This is a genomic window from Rhizobacter sp. AJA081-3 (assembly GCF_017795745.1).
Taxonomy (GTDB): Bacteria; Pseudomonadota; Gammaproteobacteria; order Burkholderiales; family Burkholderiaceae_C; genus Piscinibacter.
The window spans coordinates 3,213,941-3,236,002 of sequence record NZ_CP059067.1; the positions used below are offsets into that span (position 1 = coordinate 3,213,941).

General features: G+C 64.7%; 37 protein-coding genes. 34 read left to right on the forward strand and 3 right to left on the reverse strand.

What is annotated here, in order from left to right:
• Window positions 1–113: 113 nt before the first annotated feature.
• The 5 genes from HZ992_RS15350 (at window position 114) to HZ992_RS15370 (ending at window position 3,593) form a co-directional block, all read left to right on the forward strand.
• A complete protein-coding gene (locus tag HZ992_RS15350; RefSeq protein WP_209382708.1) occupies window positions 114–1,229 on the forward strand; it encodes a class I SAM-dependent methyltransferase in 1,116 nt (371 codons plus the stop codon).
• Window positions 1,230–1,382: 153 nt separating this feature from the next.
• A complete protein-coding gene (locus HZ992_RS15355) occupies window positions 1,383–1,760 on the forward strand; it encodes a GFA family protein (protein WP_209382709.1) in 378 nt (125 codons plus the stop codon).
• 146 nt (window positions 1,761–1,906) lie between these two features.
• Complete coding sequence (locus HZ992_RS15360) at window positions 1,907–2,413, forward strand: hypothetical protein (RefSeq protein WP_209382710.1); 507 nt, start codon at window positions 1,907–1,909, stop codon at window positions 2,411–2,413.
• A 102-nt stretch (window positions 2,414–2,515) separates the two neighbouring features.
• The gene (locus HZ992_RS15365; RefSeq protein WP_209382711.1) at window positions 2,516–2,914 is read left to right on the forward strand and encodes a GFA family protein; all 399 of its coding nucleotides are present in this window, start codon (window positions 2,516–2,518) and stop codon (window positions 2,912–2,914) included.
• 106 nt (window positions 2,915–3,020) lie between these two features.
• Window positions 3,021–3,593, forward strand: coding sequence for a GNAT family N-acetyltransferase (locus tag HZ992_RS15370; protein WP_209382712.1), 573 nt, complete (start codon window positions 3,021–3,023; stop codon window positions 3,591–3,593).
• Between the two features lie 136 nt (window positions 3,594–3,729).
• Here the strand turns inward: HZ992_RS15370 and HZ992_RS15375 are convergent, their stop codons facing one another.
• A complete protein-coding gene (locus tag HZ992_RS15375; RefSeq protein WP_209382713.1) occupies window positions 3,730–4,146 on the reverse strand; it encodes a VOC family protein in 417 nt (138 codons plus the stop codon).
• A 295-nt stretch (window positions 4,147–4,441) separates the two neighbouring features.
• Between HZ992_RS15375 and HZ992_RS15380 the strand changes: the two genes are divergently transcribed.
• The gene (locus HZ992_RS15380) at window positions 4,442–5,095 is read left to right on the forward strand and encodes a DUF6064 family protein (protein WP_209382714.1); all 654 of its coding nucleotides are present in this window, start codon (window positions 4,442–4,444) and stop codon (window positions 5,093–5,095) included.
• Between the two features lie 105 nt (window positions 5,096–5,200).
• Here HZ992_RS15380 and HZ992_RS15385 read toward each other — a convergent pair whose 3' ends face one another.
• Window positions 5,201–5,797, reverse strand: a complete 597-nt coding sequence (locus HZ992_RS15385; protein WP_209382715.1) for a hypothetical protein — start codon at window positions 5,795–5,797, stop codon at window positions 5,201–5,203.
• 247 nt (window positions 5,798–6,044) lie between these two features.
• On the opposite strand from HZ992_RS15385, the gene HZ992_RS15390 reads away from it, so the two are divergent.
• The 7 genes from HZ992_RS15390 to HZ992_RS15420 all read left to right on the forward strand — a co-directional run bounded on the left by HZ992_RS15390 (window position 6,045) and on the right by HZ992_RS15420 (window position 10,721).
• The gene (locus HZ992_RS15390; protein WP_209382716.1) at window positions 6,045–7,088 is read left to right on the forward strand and encodes a hypothetical protein; all 1,044 of its coding nucleotides are present in this window, start codon (window positions 6,045–6,047) and stop codon (window positions 7,086–7,088) included.
• Window positions 7,089–7,174: 86 nt separating this feature from the next.
• A complete protein-coding gene (locus HZ992_RS15395) occupies window positions 7,175–7,471 on the forward strand; it encodes a YciI family protein (RefSeq protein WP_209382717.1) in 297 nt (98 codons plus the stop codon).
• 48 nt (window positions 7,472–7,519) lie between these two features.
• The gene (locus tag HZ992_RS15400) at window positions 7,520–8,233 is read left to right on the forward strand and encodes a YdeI/OmpD-associated family protein (RefSeq protein ID WP_245213051.1); all 714 of its coding nucleotides are present in this window, start codon (window positions 7,520–7,522) and stop codon (window positions 8,231–8,233) included.
• Between the two features lie 267 nt (window positions 8,234–8,500).
• Window positions 8,501–9,082 (forward strand): lysozyme inhibitor LprI family protein, encoded by a 582-nt coding sequence (locus HZ992_RS15405; RefSeq protein ID WP_209382718.1) that lies wholly within the window; start codon window positions 8,501–8,503, stop codon window positions 9,080–9,082.
• 127 nt (window positions 9,083–9,209) lie between these two features.
• A complete protein-coding gene (locus HZ992_RS15410; RefSeq protein ID WP_209382719.1) occupies window positions 9,210–9,629 on the forward strand; it encodes a YciI family protein in 420 nt (139 codons plus the stop codon).
• A gap of 139 nt (window positions 9,630–9,768) precedes the next feature.
• Window positions 9,769–10,203 (forward strand): cupin domain-containing protein, encoded by a 435-nt coding sequence (locus HZ992_RS15415; RefSeq protein ID WP_209382720.1) that lies wholly within the window; start codon window positions 9,769–9,771, stop codon window positions 10,201–10,203.
• Window positions 10,204–10,256: 53 nt separating this feature from the next.
• Window positions 10,257–10,721 carry a thioredoxin family protein gene (locus tag HZ992_RS15420; RefSeq protein ID WP_209382721.1) on the forward strand — a complete coding sequence of 155 codons (465 nt, stop codon included), beginning with the start codon at window positions 10,257–10,259 and terminating at the stop codon, window positions 10,719–10,721.
• Window positions 10,722–10,785: 64 nt separating this feature from the next.
• On the opposite strand, the gene HZ992_RS15425 is transcribed toward HZ992_RS15420, so the two are convergent.
• Window positions 10,786–11,076, reverse strand: a complete 291-nt coding sequence (locus HZ992_RS15425; protein ID WP_209382722.1) for a hypothetical protein — start codon at window positions 11,074–11,076, stop codon at window positions 10,786–10,788.
• 300 nt (window positions 11,077–11,376) lie between these two features.
• Between HZ992_RS15425 and HZ992_RS15430 the strand changes: the two genes are divergently transcribed.
• The 21 genes from HZ992_RS15430 (at window position 11,377) to HZ992_RS15525 (ending at window position 22,017) form a co-directional block, all read left to right on the forward strand.
• On the forward strand, window positions 11,377–11,769 hold the full coding sequence (locus HZ992_RS15430; RefSeq protein ID WP_209382723.1) for a hypothetical protein: 393 nt from the start codon (window positions 11,377–11,379) through the stop codon (window positions 11,767–11,769).
• Between the two features lie 60 nt (window positions 11,770–11,829).
• On the forward strand, window positions 11,830–12,225 hold the full coding sequence (locus HZ992_RS15435; protein ID WP_209382724.1) for a GFA family protein: 396 nt from the start codon (window positions 11,830–11,832) through the stop codon (window positions 12,223–12,225).
• Window positions 12,226–12,311: 86 nt separating this feature from the next.
• Window positions 12,312–12,608: a hypothetical protein gene (locus HZ992_RS15440; protein ID WP_209382725.1), complete on the forward strand. Its 297-nt coding sequence runs from the start codon at window positions 12,312–12,314 to the stop codon at window positions 12,606–12,608.
• A 96-nt stretch (window positions 12,609–12,704) separates the two neighbouring features.
• Window positions 12,705–13,133, forward strand: a complete 429-nt coding sequence (locus HZ992_RS15445; protein WP_209382726.1) for a PACE efflux transporter — start codon at window positions 12,705–12,707, stop codon at window positions 13,131–13,133.
• A 72-nt stretch (window positions 13,134–13,205) separates the two neighbouring features.
• A complete protein-coding gene (locus HZ992_RS25795; protein ID WP_245213503.1) occupies window positions 13,206–13,688 on the forward strand; it encodes a GNAT family N-acetyltransferase in 483 nt (160 codons plus the stop codon).
• Window positions 13,689–13,753: 65 nt separating this feature from the next.
• On the forward strand, window positions 13,754–14,176 hold the full coding sequence (locus HZ992_RS15450) for an SRPBCC family protein (RefSeq protein WP_245213054.1): 423 nt from the start codon (window positions 13,754–13,756) through the stop codon (window positions 14,174–14,176).
• Window positions 14,177–14,225: 49 nt separating this feature from the next.
• Window positions 14,226–14,606 (forward strand): GFA family protein, encoded by a 381-nt coding sequence (locus tag HZ992_RS15455; protein WP_209382728.1) that lies wholly within the window; start codon window positions 14,226–14,228, stop codon window positions 14,604–14,606.
• Between the two features lie 69 nt (window positions 14,607–14,675).
• Window positions 14,676–15,449 carry an alpha/beta fold hydrolase gene (locus HZ992_RS15460; RefSeq protein WP_209382729.1) on the forward strand — a complete coding sequence of 258 codons (774 nt, stop codon included), beginning with the start codon at window positions 14,676–14,678 and terminating at the stop codon, window positions 15,447–15,449.
• A 23-nt stretch (window positions 15,450–15,472) separates the two neighbouring features.
• Window positions 15,473–16,087: a LysE family translocator gene (locus HZ992_RS15465; protein WP_209382730.1), complete on the forward strand. Its 615-nt coding sequence runs from the start codon at window positions 15,473–15,475 to the stop codon at window positions 16,085–16,087.
• A 43-nt stretch (window positions 16,088–16,130) separates the two neighbouring features.
• Window positions 16,131–16,478, forward strand: coding sequence for a hypothetical protein (locus HZ992_RS15470; protein WP_209382731.1), 348 nt, complete (start codon window positions 16,131–16,133; stop codon window positions 16,476–16,478).
• A gap of 11 nt (window positions 16,479–16,489) precedes the next feature.
• Window positions 16,490–17,005: a DUF1697 domain-containing protein gene (locus HZ992_RS15475; RefSeq protein ID WP_209382732.1), complete on the forward strand. Its 516-nt coding sequence runs from the start codon at window positions 16,490–16,492 to the stop codon at window positions 17,003–17,005.
• Window positions 17,006–17,050: 45 nt separating this feature from the next.
• Window positions 17,051–17,425, forward strand: a complete 375-nt coding sequence (locus HZ992_RS15480; protein WP_209382733.1) for an iron chaperone — start codon at window positions 17,051–17,053, stop codon at window positions 17,423–17,425.
• A 32-nt stretch (window positions 17,426–17,457) separates the two neighbouring features.
• Entirely contained in the window at window positions 17,458–18,138 is a 681-nt protein-coding gene (locus HZ992_RS15485) for an SDR family oxidoreductase (protein WP_209382734.1), read from the forward strand.
• Between the two features lie 100 nt (window positions 18,139–18,238).
• Window positions 18,239–18,397, forward strand: a complete 159-nt coding sequence (locus HZ992_RS15490) for a hypothetical protein (RefSeq protein WP_209382735.1) — start codon at window positions 18,239–18,241, stop codon at window positions 18,395–18,397.
• Window positions 18,398–18,497: 100 nt separating this feature from the next.
• A complete protein-coding gene (locus HZ992_RS15495) occupies window positions 18,498–18,893 on the forward strand; it encodes a YciI family protein (protein ID WP_209382736.1) in 396 nt (131 codons plus the stop codon).
• 77 nt (window positions 18,894–18,970) lie between these two features.
• Window positions 18,971–19,498: a GNAT family N-acetyltransferase gene (locus tag HZ992_RS15500; protein ID WP_209382737.1), complete on the forward strand. Its 528-nt coding sequence runs from the start codon at window positions 18,971–18,973 to the stop codon at window positions 19,496–19,498.
• Between the two features lie 160 nt (window positions 19,499–19,658).
• Complete coding sequence (locus HZ992_RS15505) at window positions 19,659–20,075, forward strand: hypothetical protein (protein ID WP_209382738.1); 417 nt, start codon at window positions 19,659–19,661, stop codon at window positions 20,073–20,075.
• A 40-nt stretch (window positions 20,076–20,115) separates the two neighbouring features.
• Complete coding sequence (locus HZ992_RS15510; RefSeq protein WP_209382739.1) at window positions 20,116–20,535, forward strand: MAPEG family protein; 420 nt, start codon at window positions 20,116–20,118, stop codon at window positions 20,533–20,535.
• A gap of 46 nt (window positions 20,536–20,581) precedes the next feature.
• Window positions 20,582–21,157, forward strand: coding sequence for a cysteine hydrolase family protein (locus HZ992_RS15515; protein WP_209382740.1), 576 nt, complete (start codon window positions 20,582–20,584; stop codon window positions 21,155–21,157).
• A gap of 61 nt (window positions 21,158–21,218) precedes the next feature.
• A complete protein-coding gene (locus HZ992_RS15520) occupies window positions 21,219–21,629 on the forward strand; it encodes a polyhydroxyalkanoate granule-associated phasin (RefSeq protein ID WP_209382741.1) in 411 nt (136 codons plus the stop codon).
• Window positions 21,630–21,732: 103 nt separating this feature from the next.
• On the forward strand, window positions 21,733–22,017 hold the full coding sequence (locus HZ992_RS15525; protein ID WP_245213057.1) for a hypothetical protein: 285 nt from the start codon (window positions 21,733–21,735) through the stop codon (window positions 22,015–22,017).
• Window positions 22,018–22,062 lie beyond the last annotated feature (45 nt).

The window sequence follows — 22,062 nt, forward strand, 5'->3', positions numbered from 1 at the left end:
ACCCTTCGCTGGAGCCGACTTGCACCGGCATGGCGCTTGGCCCGGCGCTCGCGCCTCACCTCAAACGTTAGGCCACACGGCCCATCACCCTGCCCCCTCGGCCTGCTCTGGACATGCTCCGTGCACTGATCTACGGCCTCACCATCCTGCATCTGGGCCCCGGTATCGCGTTCGCCTTGCTGGCATTCGGGTGTGACCAGCCGGAGCCATACCTCGGCGCCGTTTGCGGCAAGGCTGGCTTGTCGTCCTTTGGACTGCTCACGATGGGTGCCTGGCTAGTTCTGGTCGTCGCTTTGGCAGCATCGCGCCTCGTGCAGCGCGCTCGCACTTCTGCGCCGCCAAACACTACTGCTCGGACTCTGGCACTGCTCGCGGTTCTTGCCGCAGGTGCGCTTCTCGGCGCTGCGGGTGCGTGGCTGAGTGGTAGCCAGTACTGGTTCCTGTCTATCCCAGTCGCGCTCGCGCTAGGTTGGTTGTTCCTGGCCAATCCACTGGCCTGTACCGCTGAGTCTCAGGCCAGGGAAGGCACCGCCGGGCCAAGCGCCATACCGGCGTCGGCCCGCTCAGCTCAAACCTCAGGCCGCAGACAGAACCCGTCGCAGTACATTGGTGCCATGGACTCCGATGCCAGCATCCGATTCTTCGAGACTCAGTTTCAGCGTCAGGTGCGCCAGACCGATCTGAGCCTCAATCCGTTTGAGCAGCAGGCGCTTCCATATCTTCGCGGCAGGGTTCTCGACTACGGCTGCGGCTTGGGCAATCTGGCGGTTGCTGCGGCGCGCCAAGGCTGCAGCGTCGTGGCCCTCGACGCGAGTCACGCCGCCATCGAGCACTTGCGCCAAGTTGCCCACACAGAATCTCTGCCGATCACGGCGACCGAAGCCGACCTTCGCACCTACGAGGTACGCGACGAGTACGACACCATAGCCTGTATCGGCCTGCTGATGTTCTTCGACTGTCCGACCGCCTTCGCACAGCTGCAGCAATTGCAGGCTCACGTTCGGCCGGGAGGAGTCGCCGTTGTCAATGTGCTGGTGCAAGGTACCACCTACCTCGGGATGTTCGATCCATCGAGCCATTGCCTGTTCGCGCGGAATGAGATGCGCGCACGCTTTGGCGGCTGGGAAATCCTGCGCTCCGAGTACCAGGACTTTCCGACGGCCAATGACACAACAAAGTCCTTCGTCACAGTCATCGCTCGCAAGCCGGCAGTACGCACTGCGGCCTAACCCTTCGCTCGAGTGGGCTGCCACCGGCAAGGCACTTGGCCCGCGCGCCAGCCAGTGTCATCATCTGTCGCGCGGGCCAAGCGCTATCCCGGCGCTCGCCCGCACAGCTCAAACGTTAGGCAGCACTCCGAAGCACCGAGCGGACCTAAGACCATGGACCAAACTCCGGCGTCACTCCAAGGCTCTTGCCACTGTGGCGCCGTGCGCATCACGTTGCCAAGCGCGCCAGAGAAGGCGACTGACTGCAACTGCTCGATCTGCAGGCGTCTGGCCGGCCTGTGGGCCTACTACGAGTTCGGCACGGTGCTTGTCGAAGGGCACCCGGAGAACACAGCCGAGTACATCTGGGGCGATAGATCGCTTCGCACAGTGCGATGCAAGACCTGTGGAGTTGCAACCCACTGGGAGCCGCTGGAGCACCAACCAGGCCAGAAGCATGGGGTAAACCTGCGCAACTTCGATCCCAAGCTCCTGCTATCGGTACAGGTTCGAAAGTTCGACGGTGCGGACACCTGGACTTTCATCGACTGAGCGCACGCCCAGTGCTGCCTAACCCTTCGCTGGAGCCGACTCGCATCGGCATGGCACTTGGCCCGCGAGGCGCCGCTTCTTATCATTCGCCTCGCGGGCCAAGCGCCATCCCGGCGTCGGCCGGCTCAGCTCAAACGTTAGGCGTCATGATTAGCGACCGCAAACTGTTGCTTCGCCGAACAGCAATGCTTGCTTCCACCTGTGCCTCGGTTACCTTGGCCGTGGCCTGTGGCGTGAAAGCCCGACTTGTATCCGCCTCGCAAGTGGAGTCGAAACTTCTGCTGGCCATTCTTGTCACCCTCTACGTGATGGCTATCTGGCTCGGGCTACTACATGAATACGCTTCACTGAGGCGGGGCTACGATCCTGAAGCGAAGTTCCCAAAGCTTTCGTTTTCAGATTTCAGCAGCATGCACTCCTGGTGCTCAAAGTGGGCGTACGGGTCATACCTCATCGCACTTGGCTTGCTGGCGTACTCGTTCTTGTACGTGGGACAGGTGCGTTGGTCGAAGAGCTTCCCGTTTACTGAGTCTGACGCACTGGGCTTCATGCTTCATCTTTCAACGCTTGCGCTTGTATCGCTGCCCCTCATCACGTCGGCAGCACGGATGCCCGGGACTTTCGCCGCCAACTTTCGCGCAGACTCGCAGTGACGCCTAACCCTTCGCTGGAGCCGGCTCGCACCGGCATGGCGCTCGCGCCGCAGCTCAAACGTTAGCGCGCAGGTGAACACTGCTCGCTGCGAAAGGTGACCGATGCTGAAGACCTACCAAGGCAGTTGCCACTGTGGCGCCGTCAAGTTCGAGGCGGATATGGACCTCACGCAGAGTTCCTATCGCTGCAACTGCTCGATCTGCCGCAGAACACGCTTCTGGCCCGCAGTTGCCAAACCCGAAGGCTTCCGCCTCTTGTCAAGCGACGCAGAGCTGACGCAGTACCTGTTCCACACCCAGAAGAACCAGCACTACTTCTGCAGGCACTGCGGCGTTCGCGCGTTCGGCGTCGGCACCGAGACACCCGTAGGAAAGATGTACGGAGTCAACCTCGGCTGCCTCGAAGGCGTGTCGGAAGAAGAGCTCTCGCGCGTCCCGATCACGTACGTTGACGGTCTGCACGATACGTTTGCACCTCCCGAGTACTTCTCCCACCTTTGAGCACTCGGTAGCTCCCCGCAATGCGCCCTAGCACTTCGTTGGAGCCGACCCGCACCGGCATGACACTCGCGCCTCGGCTCAAACGTTAGGCCTCACGGTCACCCCCATGTCCGGCTACACCACTAGGCCGTTGTCTGCTGCCACATGGGCCGATTTCGCGGCCCTCGTCGAACGTCATGGTGGTGTCTGGGGCGGCTGTTGGTGCTTGGCCTTCCATGTCGAAGGGAATGAGCGGGGGCCTCACCGTCGTGCGCAGAAGGAGCAGCGGGTGCGTGAGGGCAAAGCGCATGCTGCACTTGTCTACTCCGGTCCAGACTGCGTCGGCTGGTGCCAGTTCGGCCCGAGCGACGAGCTGCCACGCATCAAGCATCTTCGCGTCTACAACCAGGCACAGGGAGTACCGCCCGACTGGCGGATAACTTGCTTCTTTGTGGACAAGGAACACAGGGGCAAAGGCGTCGCCTCCTTGGCACTCGCAGGCGCACTGGATGAGATCGCACGCTTGGGCGGCGGCCTCGTCGAGAGCTACCCCGAAGACACAACGGATCGGAAGGTCTCTCCCTCCTTCCTCCACAACAGCCGCCTGGCACTCTTCGAGCAGCAGGGCTTCGCGCGCGTGCGCGCACTGGGCAAGAACCACTGGGTCGTTTCCAAACAAGTGGCTGCGCGCAAGCGGTGAGGCCTAACCCTTCGCTCGAGCGGGGACCTCCACCGGCAGGCCGCTTCGCCTCTCAGCTCAAACGTGAGGCATCAGAGGGCCTCTCAGTGACGGCTGCCGAGTAGTTCATCCTGCCAGAAGGGCTGATCGGCCCATCTCAGCGTTGATCAGCAGGCGGAACTGCCGCAGGATCCATCCAGAAAATGCCCCACATGTGGCCGTCGGGGTCGGCGAGATCTCGCGTGTACATGAAGCCATGATCTTCAGGCGGGTTCACATCCGCTTGCCCACCGCTTGCCGCAGCAGCATTGTTCATCGCGTCCACGTCGTCCCGGATGTCCATCGCCAGCGAGAGCATCAAGCCAGCCGTTCCGGCCGCAGGGAACGGACGCTGTGTAAACGTACGCCACTTGGCGTGAGTGAGCAGCATCACGTAGATCGCCTCACTCCACACCATGCACGCTGACGTGTCGTCGCTGAAGTGAGCGTTCTGCGTGAATCCCAGGGCCTTGTAGAAGCCGATCGACACAGTCAAGTCTCTGATCGGCAGGCTCACGAAGATCATCTTGCTCATGGGGTTCTCTTCCTGGTCGGGCGTTGACTTGGACTCTCTGCGCCTGCAGAGCTTCACCCCCACGACGATCCGCGGACGCCAGAATCGACAAGCAAGAACCGCCCTGCCAGGATTGTTCGGCATTCCTGGCAGCAACCGCAGCGCGCAAGCTGATGCCTGACCCTTCGCTGGAGCCGACTCGCACGGGCATGGAGCTTGGCCCGCTTCCCGGAGTGGTGCATCATCCATCCGGCGGGCCAAGCGCCACACCGGCGCTCGCGCCTCGGCTCAAACGTCAGCCGTCTCAGGAACCACCGTGCTTCCATTCACCGTTGAACAATTCTTCGGTGTCTTTCGCGCCTACAACCTCGCGGTCTGGCCAGCCCAGTGGATGCTGTTTGCATCCGCACTCACGGCTCTGATTCTGGCGGCCAGGGCGAATCGCCGGTCGAGCCGGGCCATAGCAGGCATCTTGGGCGTCCTTTGGTTATGGCTCGGCTTGATGTACCACCTTGCCTTCTTCTCAGCGATCAATCCAGTCGCCTACGCGTTTGCGGCGGTTTCGGTCGCAGGCGGGCTCGCCTTCCTGTGGTTCGGCGTCGTGCGGCGGCAACTTCATTTCCGCGTGTCTTTCCAGGCCCGCGGTCGCTTGGGCTGGGCTCTGGTCGCCTTCTCGCTGGCCATCTATCCCGCCTGGGCGGTTGTGGCTGGCCATCGCTTTCCTGAGTTCCCCACATTCGGACTGCCTTGTCCGACCACCATCTTCACCATCGGCATGTTGGCGTTCCTGGTTCCGCCCTATCCCCGTTGGCCGTTGGTAGCACCGGTCTTGTGGTGCCTGGTTGGCGCTCAGGCCGCGTTTCTGCTCGCTGTTCCCCAAGACCTTGGGCTCTTGGTGGCAGCGATCGCCGGTGTCTTCCTGCTCGCGCGATCTTCTGGCGAGGCAAGGAGTCCCGCTGCTCCGCAATGACAGAGCCTGCCAACCCTTCGCTGGAGCCGACTCGCACCGGCCTAGCGATTGGGCCACTCAGCCCAAAGGTCAGGGCGCGTGTTGCAGGATTGAAGTCCGGCTACATCATGGCGCAACGCAAAAGTTGTCAAGCGAGAATTCTTGCCCTCCGACCAAGACCTCTCTGATCTGTCCAGTCAGGCGGACCTTGCCGACCTTGCCGACTTGCACGCCTCCCGAGTTGAAGATCGGGGCGGTGAATACGGTGACAGCAACACCGTTGACAGTGGCCGGCAGGGCCTCAAGGTTGCCGGTGTCTATCGCTCCGCCGTTTACGGCGAAGTTTTCGTGTCCGCCCAGGTCGGTGAAGTCGAATGTCACTTCGCGACTCGGCGCAGCGAGAGCAAATCGCAATGAGATGTTGTTGACATCCAGTCGTTGGTTGCCGGGCCCACCGAGTCCTGGCGACGAGACGACGGCTCGATTGAACGAGGATGTTCCCGATGGGTGTAAAAAGTTCTCGACAGACATCGTGCCAGCCGCCCGCTGCAGAACCACGGTTCCAGGTGTCTGCGCGCTCCCGCCAAAGGCGGTTCCTGGAGCGATCGGTTGTTCAAAGTCAATGCAGACTGTGCACTGCTTCTCCTTCGACATGCCTGCGCAGCCAGCCAAGAGCCAAGCAAGAGTGATCAGAACAACGAGACGCAGGTTCAAAGTCGACATATTTCCTCCCAGAATGAAGCGTGCAAGAAAGCACCGGAACGCCGATGCTCCTCTTCGGTCCACGGGCAAACAACCATAGAAATGTGGACAGCCGTCACGCGCCCTGCCCCTTCGCTGGAGCCGACTCGCACCGGCATGGCACCGGGCCCGCGAGGCGCTGGTTCTTGTCATTCGCCTCGCCGGCCAGGCGCCATCCCGGTTCCGGCCCCTCAGCTCAAACGTTGGCCGGCACAACCACATCTGTATCGTGCTCAAGCTCCTCAAGTCGCTGATTCGTTCGCCGAAGTCTGAAGCCGAGTTCGATGCCGGCGCGGTCATGGCGCCGCCAACCCAGATCAGCGTCCCGGGCTCTGAACCCTTCGACCTCGCCGCTTCGCTGGTCGACGCAGGCGGATTCCCCATCGCAGATTGGCAGGCGGTGCATCGATGGATCGAAACCCTGCCAATCGAATCAGCCAAGGCAGAAGCATGGTCCTCATGCGAACGTGCGTGGCTGGAGCACCTGCGCCTCGCCCTGGGACGGGACTACCGAGTGCGCTCACAAGGCTCGGCCATCCTGGTCTCAACTCTGCCTGTCAACGTGGCCGATGCGACGCTTGCCTTCGTCAACAAGACGGTGCAGCGAATCGTCCGCGTGCTGCACGGGCTTGCTGCGACGCCCGAGTGGGGCAACGATATCCTGATCGTCTTCGACGAAGACGAGTCCTACTACCGGTATGTCTCGCACTACTACCCGGAGGCCGGAGAGTTCGCGGCCAGCAGCGGCATGTACATCAATCGGGGCTGTGGCCACTTTGTCTCCGTCAAGGCAGATCTTCGCTCCGTGGAGCCTGTCATCGCGCATGAGTTGACGCACGCGTGCTTGAGTCACTTGCCCATCCCGGCATGGCTGAACGAAGGTCTCGCGGTCAACACGGAGTTCCGGCTCTGCCCTCCGCCGCAAGCGCCGGCGAATCCCCGGCAGCTGCACGCCCGTCATCTGAAGTTCTGGGGAGCACAGGAGATTCAAGAGTTCTGGTCAGGCAAGTCGTTCCTGCGAAGCGACGAGGGGAACGAGCTGTCATACGACTTGGCGAAAGTGCTCGTGTCTCAGTTCGCCGCCGACTGGGAACCGTTCCGCCAGTTCGTTCTCGCCGCCGACCTGGCAGATGGCGCGGCGTCGTCTGCCATGCAGCACCTCGGCATCGATCTGGGGGCCGCTGTCTGCGCCGTTCTCGAGCGGGAACCGGATCCTTCGTGGGCCCCAAGGCCGCAGGCCTGGCATGGCGATCCCGAGCGAGGAGCCTTCTGAATGCGCCGGCCATCCCTTCGCTCGAGCGGACCGCGACCCCGTACCATGGGCTCAGCTTCCGGCACCGCTACGCCCAGGGAGGCCACATGAGAGATATCCGCTTCGTTGTCCTGCACGCACCAGGTCCGCGTTGGAAGCAGGGATTGCCATTCTTCGAGCAGGAGGGAGTGCAGGAGCACGTTGCCCACTTTCGCCAATGGCTGGCCGAAGGCAAGCTGGCGCTGGGTGGCCCGTTCCTCGACGAGCATGCCGGCGGCATGATGATTCCAACCGAAGGACTCAGCGAAGCGCAGATCACGGCATTTGCCAACGCCGATCCAGCCGTCCAGTCGGGTCTCTTGCGCGTGGCGGTTCGGCAGTGGCTCGTGGGCATGAAGCAATGAGCCCTGTTCTGTGGCTCCCCAGTGCAGCCCATCCCTGCACACGGCCACTTGAAGCCCGCCAAACCTTTGATGAAGCGGATTCGCACCGGCATGGCGCTTGGCCCGCCAGGCGCTCGCTGTCATCATCCGCTTCGCGGGCCCAGCGCCACACCGGCGCCTGTGGCTCAGCGCAATCGCCATGCTGCATGGCCGCCGCAGATGCCCGATCCGAAGTTCTTCCCGACTGCACGAGCATTTCGCAAGTGGCTTGAAGCCAACGCGAGTCGTGCCTCAGAACTGCTGGTGGGCTATCACAAGGTCGCCACGGGCAAGCCCAGCATGTCCTGGCCAGAGTCCGTCGACGAAGCACTGTGCTTTGGGTGGATCGATGGCGTCCGCAAGCGGATCGATGACGAGTCCTACCAGATCCGCTTCACGCCCAGGCGACCGACGTCCATCTGGAGCGCAGTGAACATCGCCAAGTTCGAGGCGCTGCAAGCCGAGGGGCGCATGACGCCCGCCGGTGTCGAGGCATTCAAGAACCGGACCGAAGCCAAGTCCGTGGTGTACGCCTACGAGCAGGAGTCACCGGCCGAGCTCTCTCCCACTGAGCTGCGCGAGTTCAAGCGCAACAAGGTCGCCTGGCGCTTCTTCGAGAGCAGTCCGCCGAGCCACAGGAAGGTCGTGCTCCATTGGGTCTGCGGCGCCAGGAAGCCAGAGATTCGCCAGAGGCGGTTCACCCAGTTGCTCGAGGCTTGTGCTGCTGGCCAGCGGCTGCGGTGAGTCCCTCGAATGCGGCTTGCCCCTTCGCTCGAGTGGACTGCCATCGGCATGGCACTTGGCTCGCTGGGCGGTGTGGTCCATCATCCGCCTGGCGGCCCGAGCACATCGACCATTGCAGATCCTCCTTCCACCAGCCATTGACCCAAGCACATGCCGACTCGTCCGAGCACAAGCGCCTTCAAGGGCTGGATGGCCGCTGCCGCCATGGCAGCTTCTGCCCCGACTGTGCAAGCGGCTTCGTTTCCATGCGACAAGGCGGCTACGTCAGTGGAGAAGGCCATCTGCGGCTCGCCCGAGCTGTCCATGCTGGACGAGTACCTGAGTCGCTACTACGCAGGTGGACGCATGAGACTCCAGCACGCCGAAGAGTGCCTGGTCGGCGATCAGCGAGCATGGATTCGTACCGTTCGCAATGGCTGCAAAGATGCCGCCTGCCTGAAGGGCGCGTACCTCAATCGCCTGGCTGTTCTTCATGCAGTGCAGCCCGGGGCCACGAGCCTGCGCACCATCGAACTCCCACCCATTCCTTCCCTCGTCTGGATCGTCCCACCCGCAGCCGATCAATCTGCAGCGCCAAGGAGCGTCCAGACCAGTCCGCTCTCCGCCAGTGGCAAAATCATCAACGAAGTCGCGACCGGCGATGGCTATGTGCTGCAGTCGGACGCTGGAGCCAGGCACGTCCTCGTCTCCTTGATGTTCCTGGAACAACCGACCACGGACGCGCTGGCCCAGCTTGCCGGGTTGAATGAGGCCAGATATGAAGTCCGCGGCCGGGCCGAGCCCACCGGCGGCGAAATCAAGTCATTCGCCGCAAGCCAGTGCACGTTCGTCTACCGCAAGGCACGTTGACGCCCAGCCCCTCGCTTGAAGCCGACGCGCGCAGGCCTGGCATGCGCATCACGGGCCAGGTGCCACCCCTGCCCTCACCGCTCAGCTCAGACCTGAGGTCTCATGCTCGAACCAGAGGAGTACCGCAATGTTCTCTGCGCTCATCGCACGGTCTGCAGTTCTCATCGGCGTCGCCCTGCTGGCCTGGCATAGCGTCCGAGCGCAAGTCCAACCGAGCCCGCCGGCGACGACAGAGCCGTCGTTGTTCGCGGTCGAGATCACCATCGGCCCGAAGTGGGATCCGACCAAGCCTGCTCAGGAGCAGCACTACTTCCGAGAGCACAGTTCGAACCTGAAGCGCCTTCGGGACGCAGGCGCTCTGGTCATGGGAGCGAGATACTCCGACAAGGGGCTGCTTGTCCTGGCGGCGAGAGACGAGTCGCATGCGAGGTCGATGATGGAGGAGGATGCTTCCATCGGAGCAGAAGTCTTCAGCTACCAGCTGCATCCGTTCAGCGTGTTCTACGGTGGAACCGTCAGCCCGCGCTTGCGCCAGGCAACACAGTGAGGCCCAAGCCGCCAGGTACGGCAAGCCGATCTGAGGCTCGAGCAGGCCGGCTCAACCGCCACGGCTCTGATTGCCGTCAATGCCGAACTTCCGAGTGGCGCCCACAGTGTGCGTATCGGGTTCGTCACAGGAGGTGCAGGTGAACGCTTTCCGCATTGGTCTTCTTTCCGGTCTTGTCTTGGCCACATTTGCAGCCTCTTGGGCTCAGGCGCAGCAGGCATCGGCGCCTGCTCAACAGGTGTACGTGTCCAAGCCGATCATGGTCAGTCCGGTGACGGGCGACGACAAGAAGGAAGTCGTCCTCATGTCGGTTGCCATCCAGCCCTCCGGCGCTGTGCCCATGCATACGCATCCAGGAGACTGCGTCGGTGCGGTCGTCGAAGGAACCGTTGAGCTGCTGGTCGAAGGCCAAGCCCCCAGGCGCGTCGCCGCCGGCGAGGCGTACAACAACGTCCGAGGGACTGTCCACGGGTTCCGCAATGTCGGTGATACTCAGGCCAAGCTGCTCAACAGCCTCGTCGTGGACAAAGGCGCACCTCGGGTGCAGCCAGCCGCTCAGGCTGCAAAGCAGTAGCTCGCGCCGTCGGCGCAGGGGAGCCGGCCAGGCGCCACCCTCGAAGGATCCACATGCGAACCATCGCCGCGTTCACGAGCCTGTTCTTGTCGGTTTCGGTGGCAACTGCTCAGTCGCCCTACAACGAAGACGCGGATGCCAAAGCCGAGGTGCAGCGGGCACTCGCCGAAGCCGCGGCCACCAGAACGGCCGTCCTGATCGTCTTCGGCGCCAACTGGTGCCCCGATTGCAGGCTTCTCGACGCCGCGATGAAGAGTGCCTCGACCTCTGCACTTCTGGCGCGTGAGTACAAGATCGTCAAGGTCAATGTGGGTCGGTTCGATCGAAACGTCGACATGGCGCGCTTCTATGGGGTCCCGCTGGCCAGCGGCATACCGGCAGTAGCGATCGTCACGCCCGCCAACAAGGTCCTGTACGCCACGCGCGCCGGCGAACTCGCCGATGCCAGGCGAATGGGCGAGAACGGCGTGTACGAATTCTTCAGGCAGGCCGTCGCTCAAGCGAAGCCAAAACCTTGAGCCTGGTTCTCATGCACAAGCCTGTGCTCGAGCCGCGCCGGCGTGGCACTCGCGGCACCAGGCGTCACCAGAGCTCTACTGGCGATGTGGGAACGATGATGTTGCCCTTGTCGCGCACATAGAGATACAAGGCGACCCCGAGCATTCGTGCACCCGCTGCGCTCTGCTCGACCTCGACAACGGCGCGCTCGAGCCCGAGCCTGATCGAGGCTCCTGCGGCGCAGGGATCCGGGTGTCCGCAGACGCTGCTCCATCGCCGCTGGTCGAGACTGCCAGTCGCGCCTGTCGGCCCACTGAGGGGCGCCGCCGGCTGGTCACCGCCGCGCAAAAGTACATACAGCAGCGCCACGCTCAACACCACAAGAAGCCTTGCCACAGGTCACCCGATGCGAGTACACAGCCTGTACAACGCAAACGCCCCTCAAGCCCGGACATTCGGTGCCAAGGCGGGCTGGCAGGCCGAGAGCAGCCCGCGCCTGAAACCCGGCCATGGCCGGCCGCGAACATGACGCCTGACCCTTCGATCGAACCAACGTGCACCGGCTCGGCCCTTGGCCCGCGACGCGCTCGCTCCGTCAGCACAGCCCTCTGGCATCATCACTCGCCACCTCACACCATGGAGTCTCCAAGATTGCGTTGCTCGGCAAACAGGTGGGTGCTGCTGATCGCGTTCGTCACCTCGCTCGCTGCGAACGCCCAGACGGACCTCAGCGCAGAACAGATCCGCAACCTGGTTTCAGGCCAGACGCTTGCCTTTCGGTTCCCCGGCGTGCCGCCGGCGGATCCGAAGTTCTTCAGCCATTGGGACTTCAGGACGGATGGCTCGCTGTGCGGGCGGCTGATCGGGAGCAGCGTCGCCACGGAGTGCGCTGACGTCGGCGTCTGGAATGTCCAGGGCAACAGCCTGTGCTGGACACTCCAGCGCATCGGCACGAGTTCAGGCATCAACTCTGTCTGCGGGCCGGTGCGGAAGGCCACGGACAGTCTGTACGAACTTCAAGAAGGATCCGGCAAGCTGGGCAGCATTCTTTTCGGCATCGGAAAGTAGGCCGGCGGCGCACAAGCCCTCGATCATCGCGAGGCGTCGAAAACCAACACGCATCAGCCCATGACCCATCGCATTGCATCATGCAGCTGTGGCCAGTTGCAGGCCCAGGTCTCCACGGGGCCCGTCCGCGTTTCCGTCTGTCACTGCCTGGCATGCCAGCGCCGCACCGGCAGCGTTTTCGGCGCGCAGGCCCGCTTCGACAAGACCGCGGTGACCCTGACAGGCATTGCCAAGGAGTTCGTTCGCACCGGGGATGAAGGAACGCGCGCGACGTTCAGCTTCTGCCCGGACTGCGGGGCGACCGTGTACTACACTTTCTCCGGCAATGAGGATGCGATCGTCATTCCCGTTGGCGCGTTTGCTGATCCAGCGTTCCCCGCACCCAGCTTCTCGGTCTACGAGGAGCGAATGCACGCCTGGGTGAACATCCCTGGCGAAGTCACCCACATGGCGTGAGCCGCCTGCCGCTCCAGACTCCTGGCGCGAGTGGACAGCCTCCGGCACAAGCCACTTGGCCCGCAAGTCGAATCGGACCAGCGTACATGACCCAACCCACTGCGCCCTTGCCACCCGAAGTCCTCGAAGCGTTCGGGCAGCGCCGACCGATCGAGGCCATCAGGCTCTTGCTCGCCAACCGAGCCAGTCTCTCGCAGAAGGTGAGGCCGCAGCCGGGCCCATCGGCCACCACGCCGAAGCCCATCTCGCCACCGAGCAGCGAGCCCATCAGCCCCGCCGGCGGCCTCTCGCCGGGAGAGGTGCCGAACTCGAGTTCGGCGTTCTGGGATTGGGTGGTCGTCGCGCTGTTGGCCTATCTCGCCTATCGGCTTGTGCAAGGGTAGCCGCACGCACAGAATCACATCGGCCAGGCGCCAGGCGCTCAGCTCGGACGTCAGGCCACGCGACACCCGATTCGCTCCGGCATCTCCCAGACCGTCATGACACCCCGAACCCGTCGCGCAGTGCAGGCGATCCTGTACGAGATCTTCGCCATTGCCTTCGTGGGCCCGGTTCTGAGTTTCATCTTCGACGAGCCGCCCGCGTCAACCATCGGCCTTGCCGTCGTTCTCTCGAGCATCGCCCTGGGCTGGAGCTATCTGTTCAATACCCTCTTCGAGTACTGGGAGTCGCGTCAGCCCGTGCGAGGCCGCACGTTCATGCGGCGCCTTGCGCATGGCGCCGGATTCGAAGGTGGACTCACGCTCATCCTGGTCCCCGTCATGGCGCTGTGGCTGAACACGTCTGCTCTGAGCGCGTTCCTGGCGAATCTGGGCCTTCTGGCCTTCTTCTTCATCTATGCCATCGCCTTCACATGGGCCTTCGATCGCGTGTTCGGCCTGCCGGAATCCGCGGCACCGGCGCCGTGAGGCCTGCCGGCCCTTCGCTGAGGCAGCTCCGATCGACCATGCCTTGTTGAAAGGGGTTTCATCGTGAACGAAATGTCTGTCCGCCTGGCGACGCAAGAAGACCGATTGCCGGTCTATCGAATGCTCGAGCTGTACCAGCACGATCTGTCGGACATCTGGGACCAGGACCTCGATTCGCATGGCGAGTACGGCTACGCGCTGGACCACTACTGGCATGAAGAGGGTAGCCAGGCTTTTGTCGCCACGGTCGCCGGCAAGTACGCTGGATTTGCGCTCGTCAACCGGGCAGTGCGAGTCGGAACCGAAGGCTGCTGGATGGACCAGTTCTTCGTCCTCAAGAAGTTCCGGCGGCGTGGCCTCGGGCAGCACCTGGCGGGGTCGGTGTTTGCAGCGCTGCCCGGCCGATGGGAAGTCGGCCAGATGCCCACGAACCTCGGCGCCCAGTCCTTCTGGCGCAAGGTCATCGGCGAGTACACGGGCGGCAGGTTCAAGGAGCAGACCTTGCGTTCAGGCGGGTGGCAAGGTGTCGTGCAGGTGTTCGACACTCGCGCATAGCCTTCGCCCCTCGCTTCGTCCTACATGCTGCGATCAACCGCTCTTTCCCCTACAAAGCCCTTCAAGTGAAAGTCGAACACCGCACGATCATTCAAGCCCGGCCGGACACGATCTTCGCCATCTATTCGGACGTCCCCCACTGGCATACCTGGGATCCGGACACCAGGCACGCCAGCCTGGATGGGCCTCTGCGGCTCGGCGCCACAGGCAAGCTCACGCCCACCAAAGGTCGGACGGTTCCGATGCGGGTGACCGAGTTCGTCACGGGCAGGTCGTTCACTGTCGAGTCGAGGATTCCCTTGTTCCGCATGGTCTTCGAGCACGAACTGACGCCGTGTGAAGCGGGAACCGAAGTGGTCCACCGCGTCACCTTCTCCGGTCTGCTCTCGATGGTGCTTGGCCCGATGCTGTGCAGGCAGCTGAACGCCGGACTGCCAATCACCCTGGGCAATCTCAAGCAACTCGCGGAGGCGAGAACCGCGGCCTGACTCGCGTTTCGCGCTTCCAGCCACGCGAGGAGCCTGCTAGGCTTGCAGCATGAGCAAGTACACCGGCTCCTGCCACTGCGGCGGCGTTCGCTTCGCTATCGAGACGGAAGCTCCTCTCGGCCCCTACTTCCGATGCAACTGTTCCCTGTGTTCCCGCAAGAGTGCCGTCATGGGTGCTGCGCCTCGTGCGGCGCTGCGGATCACGGCTGGTGAAGAGCTGATCTCGACCTACACCTGGAACACGGGTGAGGCCCAACACTACTTCTGCAAGCGCTGCGGCATCTACACGCACCACGTGATGCGTGGCGAGACCCAGACCGTTGGTCTCAACATGGCGTGCATTGATGGCTTCGATGTCTTCTCGCTGGGCGATGTCCCGGTCGGCAATGGCCGGCAGGAGTGGTCTGTCGTCGAAGGCCGTGCAAGCTGAGCCTTCGCTCGAGCCCCGAGTCTCTCAGTTCAAAACGCAGGCCGCAGAAGTCCTGCCACGGAGTTCCCCATGTTCCTCGACGTGCCTGGTGGCAAGCTCTTCACCTCCAGAAGCGGGCCGGCGAACGGCCAGGCGATTCTCGCCATCGGCGGGTGGATCGGCAGTTCCGAGCTGTGGCAGGACCCGCTCGCCATCCTGAGCGACGAGTTTGTCGTCGTCAGCTACGACCACCGAGGCACAGGCCTGAGCACCGTCTCGCCGGAGGCGATCACCTTCGACAGCCTCGTGGCCGACGCCCTGGCCGTGCTCGACGCCCACGGCATCGAGCAATGTGTCCTGGCCGCCGAATCGGCGGGCGCACAGACCGCTCTGGCCGTCGCGGCCCGGTACCCCGGGCGTGTCTCGCATCTGGTGATCGTCGATGGCATGTATACCCGCGGCGTGGCCGTCGACAACGACCCGTTCCTGCAGGGATTGCGCTCCAACTACGCTGCAACCCTCGAACGCTTCGTCCAGCTGTGCGTCCCGGAACCCGATTCGGAACACATCAAGGCCTGGGGTCGCAAGATCCTGGCCAGAGCTCAGCCCGAGGCGGCCATCGCCCTGCGCGTCGTCGGGTCGGAAACCGACGTCGGCGCCGACATCGCCCGCGTGTCGCAGCCCACCCTCGTGCTGCACGGCGAGCTCGACAAGATCGTTCCACTCGATCGCGCCAGAGAGCTCGCGGCAGCCTTGCCAGATGCTGAACTGGTCATCCTGAAGACCAGCGGTCACGTGCCCACGCTCACCGAACCGGTCAGGATCGCAGATGCCATCCGCGCGTTCGTTCGAGGCAAGGCCTGACCTGCAACATCACTGGAGCCAGCATGATCAGCACAGAGTTCCTAATCACTTCCCTGGTGGTCGTCCTGATTCCGGGGACGGGGGTGATCTACACCGTGTCCACGGGTCTGGTGCAAGGCCGGGCGGCAAGCATCTACGCCAGCCTGGGCTGCACGGCAGGCATCGTTCCGCATCTCGCTGCCACCATCTTCGGCCTGGCCGCTGTCATGCATGCGAGTGCCCTGGCATTCCAGCTTCTCAAGTACGCGGGCGTTGCCTATCTCTTCTACCTTGCGTATGCCACTTGGCGCGACAAGTCGGCGTTCTCTGTCGATGGCACCGTGAGCCGCTCCAGTGCTTCGAGCATCGTCGTCAAGGCCTTCCTGCTGAACATCCTCAACCCCAAGCTGACGATCTTCTTCCTGGCCTTCCTGCCGCAATTCGTCGAGCCGGGCTCGGCGCAGCCGCTGGCCCAGTTGCTGACGCTGAGCGCCATCTTCATGGCCATGACGTTCGCTGTCTTCGTCGTCTACGGCCTGGTGGCGCATGCCTTCCGCCGATGGGTCATCGAGTCCGCCTCGGTGCAGCGCTGGCTTCGCTACGGCTTCACCGCAGCCTTTGCGGGCCTCGGCGCCAGACTGGCCGCCAGCGAGAGGTGACGACTCATCCTTCGTTCGAGCGCACCATTCTCCAGGAGCACCCATGCGTCATTCACTGGCCTTCATCCTGGTGGCCGCAGCCCTGAGCGCCTGTGGCGGTGGAGAAACGGCACCCGAGACGGCTGATCTCTATGTGCCGATGGGCTCGCTCCAGTGCACGGGAGGCGGAACGCCCCTGCCCGAGTGGGAGCGTCGGCTCGCCATCGCCGGCGTGCAGGTCCTGGCGTCCAGCTGTGGCCTGGATGGCCAGGCCCACGCGACCGTCTGCGGGGCACCGGATGGGCGAATCGCCATCGTGCGCGCACCCAGCAGCCAGGCCTCGGCAGCCTCTGCACTGGGCTTCGCGCCCTTGGGCTCGCTGCCCGGAGCCACGCAGGTGCCCTGCGCGTAGGCACCCGACCCATGCCTCGCTACGTCGCGTTCCTCCGTGGAGTCAGCCCCTCGAACGCCAGGATGGCGGATCTCAAGCGCGCTTTCGAGCTTGCGGGCTTCTCGGAGGTTCGAACGCTGCTGTCGAGCGGCAACGTCGTCTTCGATGCGCCATCGGGCACGGCCCAGGCGCTTCAGCAGCGAGCCGAACGTGCGATGCAGGCGCATCTTGCGCGCAGCTTCGGCACCCTCGTGCGGTCCAGCGCGCACCTTCGCGCGCTGCTGGATGCCGATCCGTTCGCCGAGTTCGAACTCCCGCCTTCGGCCAAGCGTGTCGTCACCTTCCTACGCAGTTCGGTCGACCCGAAAGCCGATCTGCCGATCGAACGCGACGGAGCGCGCATCCTCAAGCTGTCCGGCTCCGAGGTCTTCTCGGCCTACGTGCCCAGCCCCAAGGGGCCGGTCTTCATGAGCCTGCTGGAGCAGACCTTCGGCTCCGAGATTACGACACGGACCCTCGACACCGTCCGCAAGTGCGCCGGTGCCTAGCGCCTGCAGCATGTCGAGACGACAATGCAGGCCTGCGGAGCTTGAATGAACGCGCTGCCTGCCACCGTCGATCAGTACATCGCGAGCTTCCCGGCTGACGCCCGGGCCGTGCTTCACGCCGTGCGGGCCACGATCCGCCAGGCTGCGCCGCAAGCCGAGGAACGCATCAGCTACCGCATGCCCGCGGTGTTCCAGAACGGGGTCGTCGTGTACTTCGGCGCTTTCAAGCGCCATCTCGGGCTGTTCCCGCCGGTCGACGACCCGCAGGTCCGTGCCCGCGTGGCTGAGTACGCCGGGCCGAAGGGCAACCTGCAGTTCCCGTACGACCAGCCGATCCCGCACGAACTCATCGCGGCAGTCGTCAAGTCGCGGCTCGAAGCGAATCTGGCCCGGGCCGAACCCGCAAGGCGCGGCAAATGAGCTGCTTCGCAGCCACAACCCTGTAGAAACCCATGCAGAACGCACTGCTCGGCAAGCGAGTCCTCATCACCCAATCCGGCGAGTTCATGGGGCCCGTGCTCTGCGAGGTCTTTGCCGAGCAGGGTGCCACCGTCGTGGCCAGCCCGGAAGATCTCGCCGACCCCGAGGCAGCGCAGCGCGTGGTTCTGGCGGCGGGAAGCATCGACATCCTGGTCGCCAACCTCGCGTTCAGAGCACCCACGACGAGCGCGACGGAGGTCTCCGACGCCGAGTGGCGCCAGGTTTTCGCGGCCCTGGTGGACCCGCTGCCGCGGCTCGTTCGTGCCGCCGTCCCGGCCATGCTCGCCCGGCGCGGCGGGAAGGTCCTCGTCATCGGGAGCGCCTCCGCGCTGCGCGGCATGAAGCGCGCTTCTTCGTACAGCGCGGCCCGCGGCGCGCAGCTGGCCTATGTCCAGGCGGTGGGTGTCGAACTCGCGCCGCACAAGGTCCAGGTCAATGCCATCGCGCAGAACTTCGTCGACAACCCGACCTACTTCCCCGCCGAAGTGCAGGCGAACCCGCGCTTCCAGGAGCGCCTGGCCCGCGAAGTCCCGCTGGGCAGGCTGGTGGCCGCGCGCGAGGACGCCCAGTTCGCGGCGTACCTGTGCAGCGAGGCCGCCGACTGCTTCGTCGGCCAGGTGTTCCCGGTCTGCGGCGGCTGGGTGGGCCGCTGACCGGGTGCGAAACCTCGAGGAGCTTGTGCGCCCGCGCGCAAGGCCACGGCAGCTGCCCTGACGCATGAGGTACCCTGTGCGCTCACAAACGGAGAATCGAATGGCGATCAAGGCACAGCGCAACCGGGCGCGATTGCACATCCTGCGGGACAACGTCCACCGTGCACGGCGCGACGTGAAGCTGCGGCACCCCGGCGCCGCGGAGCGACTCAAGGCCCACCTGGCGGCGCGACTGGCCTACGCCGAAACAGGCAAGTAGCGCCTCGGGTCGAGGGGCTGCACGCGCGGTCTGTCGACCCCGTGTCGGCAGCCCCTCGGCAGCGAGCGCCAGCGCCCGAGCCCCTCCCGAGGAGCCCTTCATGCCCGAATCACCCCGACGCGACGAGTACCTCCTGCTGTCTCGCGGCCAGTGGGATCCCGAGAAGTCCAAGGAAGAGATCCAGTCCGCCATCGATCGTTTCTACCTCTGGTACGAACGCCTGGTCGAGCAGGGCACCTTCAAGCGCGGCCACCGGCTCGCCACCGAAACGATGCGGGTATCGCGCCACGGCGTGACCGACGGCCCGTTCACCGAGGCCAAGGAGATCATCGGCGGCTACTGGTTCATCGTCGCCGGCAGCCTGCAGGAGGCGGCCCGCATTGCCGCCGAGAACCCCTGTCTGGCATGCGGCCTGAGCTACGAGGTGCGGCCGATCGAGCACGAGCGGGCCAGCGCGTACCGCGCGGCGAACGAGACACCCCCGCCAGCCCAGTAGCCGCTCGATCCCTCGAGCTGCAAGCGTTGATCCTGCATCGCCCATCCGGGCACCCAGGTCGCAATACACACTGAGTCGTGCGCCGCGTCGCGGGACACGATCGTCGATCCATGCTGCACATCCATCCGATCGATCACAGCGATTCCGGTGTGGCCCGGCAGATCCACGCCCTGCTCCACATGGCGCACGCTCAGGAGGCGCAGCAACTCAGGCGGCACGAGCAGGCCGGCGCGGCCCGCTCGGCCGAGGACATCCGCTCGAGCATCGCGTTCTACCTCGGCGCTTTCGAGGGCGACACCTTGGTCGGCGCCGCCAGCCTCGCGCCCGACGACGAACCCGGGCAGATCGGCATCGCCATGCTGTGCGTGGCCCCTGCGCATCAGCGCCGCGGCATCGGCCGCTCGCTCGTCGTCGAGGCGCTGCGCCGCGGCGAAACGATGGCGTTCTCGGTGTCTGCAGCAGCCGACAACGCAGCGGCGCTGGCGCTGTACCGCGGCCTGGGTTTCGTCGCGTACCGGCGCGGCACCCTGGGGCACGATCGGCTGGCCATGATCAAGCTGCGCCGGGACGCGATGCCCGCCGCGATCAAGGAGCAACCTTCATGACGACGATCAGGTCCGATGAATTCGTCAGCGAAGAGAATGCCGCCCTGGAAACATCCCGCCCGAGCTGACGCTGTGGGGTCCTTCATGGACGACATCTGGACCACCATCGAAGCGGAACCCGCATCGAACCCTTCTGCCTGATGAACGGAGTCGCATCGGCATGACGCGCCATCCCGCCCGCGACAGGGGAGAGTCCGGTGCCTTGCTGCTGCTCCAGCTCGGCGCCCATCCGGAAGAGATCGCGGCCACGCGACTGGCGGAGTGCGTCGAAGGCGGTGCCTTCTTCCTCGATTTCAGCCGCCCGCTGGGCAGGCTGCGCTGGTGCGGGGCCTGGAACCGCTGGCTGGGCCTGACGATGAGCCTGCTCGTGCCCGTGGTTCACCAGGGCGAACACCCTGGCCGACGGGTCATCGCCGTCGACCGGGGCGACCCGTACTTCGCCGAACTGCAGCGCCTGTGGAAGGCGCGCCACCCTTCGGCGCGGCCGGTGCCGGCGGTGCCCGTCGACGCCGGGCGCATCGACGCCGATTTCGCGACGCAGTTCCCCCACGACACCGGTCAGGCAGCGTCGACCTGAGGCGCCGGTTCTGAAGACACGTCTTTCAACGCCAAACGCCATGCCCCGACACGCGATCTTCTGGCCCGTCCTGAGTCTCGTCCTGTGGACCTTCCTGGTCCTCGTGCAGGTGCCGATCCGACGCTTCCACGCGGCGTTCAAGGGCCGGGTCGTCGCCTCCGACTTCCGTTACGGCGAATCCGGGCACGTGCCTGCCGACGTGGCCCTTCCGAATCGCGTCTTCATGAACCTCGTGGAGGTACCGACGCTGTTCTACGTCCTGTGCCTCATCCTGTACGTCACGGGAACGGTGACGCCGGCTTGCGTGGCCCTGGCCTGGCTCTACTTCGCCCTGCGCATCGCCCACAGCCTCATCTACCTGACGTACAACCACGTGGTTCACCGGTTCGCGGTGTTCGCCACCAGCAACCTGGTCGTTCTGGCGATACTGATCTGCCTGGCCGTCCGGCTTTCAGCTTGAGGCCCGAACCGGCCCTCGCAAGCTTCCAACACGGAGCACACCGCCCATGTCCACCGTCCGCCCCGGCCATCGATCCGTGCTCGTCGTCGTCGACGTTCAGGTCGGCGTCATGGCAGAAGCCTGGGATGCCCAGCGTGTCATCGCCAACGTGGCGAACGCGGTCGAACGTGCCCGCGCCGCCGGCGTGCCGGTCATCTGGGTGCAGCACGAGGCTGCCGACCTGCCGCGCGACTCCGCCGCGTGGCAATGGGTCGATGCGCTGCAGCCCGCCGAGGGCGAGGTGCGCATCCACAAGCGCTTCGAGTCGTCCTTCGAGGAGACGGCGCTGGAAGCGAATCTCGCCCGGCTCGGCGCCACGCGCATCGTGCTGGCCGGCGCGTCGACGAACTGGTGCATCCGGGCCACCGCCTACGCCGCGCTGGACCGCGGCTACGACCTGACGCTGGTCGCCGACGCGCACACGACCAGCAGCCTCGACCTGGGCCAGGGGTCGCGGATCGAGGCCGCCGGCATCGTCGCCGAACTCAATGTCGTGATGAGCTGGCTGAATTATCCGGGCCGCCGATGCGGAACGTCCGCCGTGGCCGAGCTCGACTGGGCAGTGCCCGACGCGCAGGGTTGAGCCCGCCGGCACCCTGCGGCGGGCGAAACCGCTACAGTCGGGGCGCACCCAAGGATTCCCCATGTTCACGCGCCCGAATCGCAAGACGAAGTCCATCGCGACGCAGGCCGCCGAACTGGCCTTTGCCGTGCCGCAGGTGGTGAGCCACCGCATCACCCGCATGGCCATGGCCGGGCACCTGCCGTCCGAGCGCGACCGCAAGGAGTTCGATCTCATGGTCGCCGAGAAGAACTCGGCCTTCGCGCAGTCGTGGGTGGCGATGGCCAACCAGAGCCTGATCGCCCAGCAGGCACTGTCGGCCTCGTGGCTTCGCACCTTGTGTTCGCCGATCGGAATCGGGGCGCCCAGTGTCTCCACGGTGCTGAACCAGGTCCACGGTGCCACGCTGGGCGTGCTCGGCAAGGGCCTCGCACCGGTGCATCGCAAGGCCGTGGCCAACGCCAAGCGCCTGGCGCGCACGAAGCTGCGCTGAGGGCCGCCGGCGCCTGGCCCAGCCAGTCGAACTCGCGCGGTCCCGGGGCCGACCACCCCCCAGTGGAGAATGCGGATCCACAAATCAGGGGCTGCCCATGAGCATGAAGAAGACCGACCTCGAGAAGCACCTGGCAAAGAAGCTCGACGGCCGGATGAAATCCCGCGCGGTGCCCACGCGTTTCGCTCAAGGCTCGGCCGCGGCCAAGGCGGCCGCCGAGCCGGTGGCCCGGCCCGCCGTCGCCAAGCTGGTCCCGGTGTCGTTCAGGCTGCCTGCGGAGCTGGTACAGCGCCTGCGAGAACGGGCCGTGGGCCACGAAGGCGGCATCAGCGCGCTGGCGGCTGAAGCGCTGGCCCGCGGGCTCGAGGCATCGCCCAGGAAGAGCTGATCCGCGGGTCGGCGGCAGAATCGAGCTTCGACGAACGACAACCCA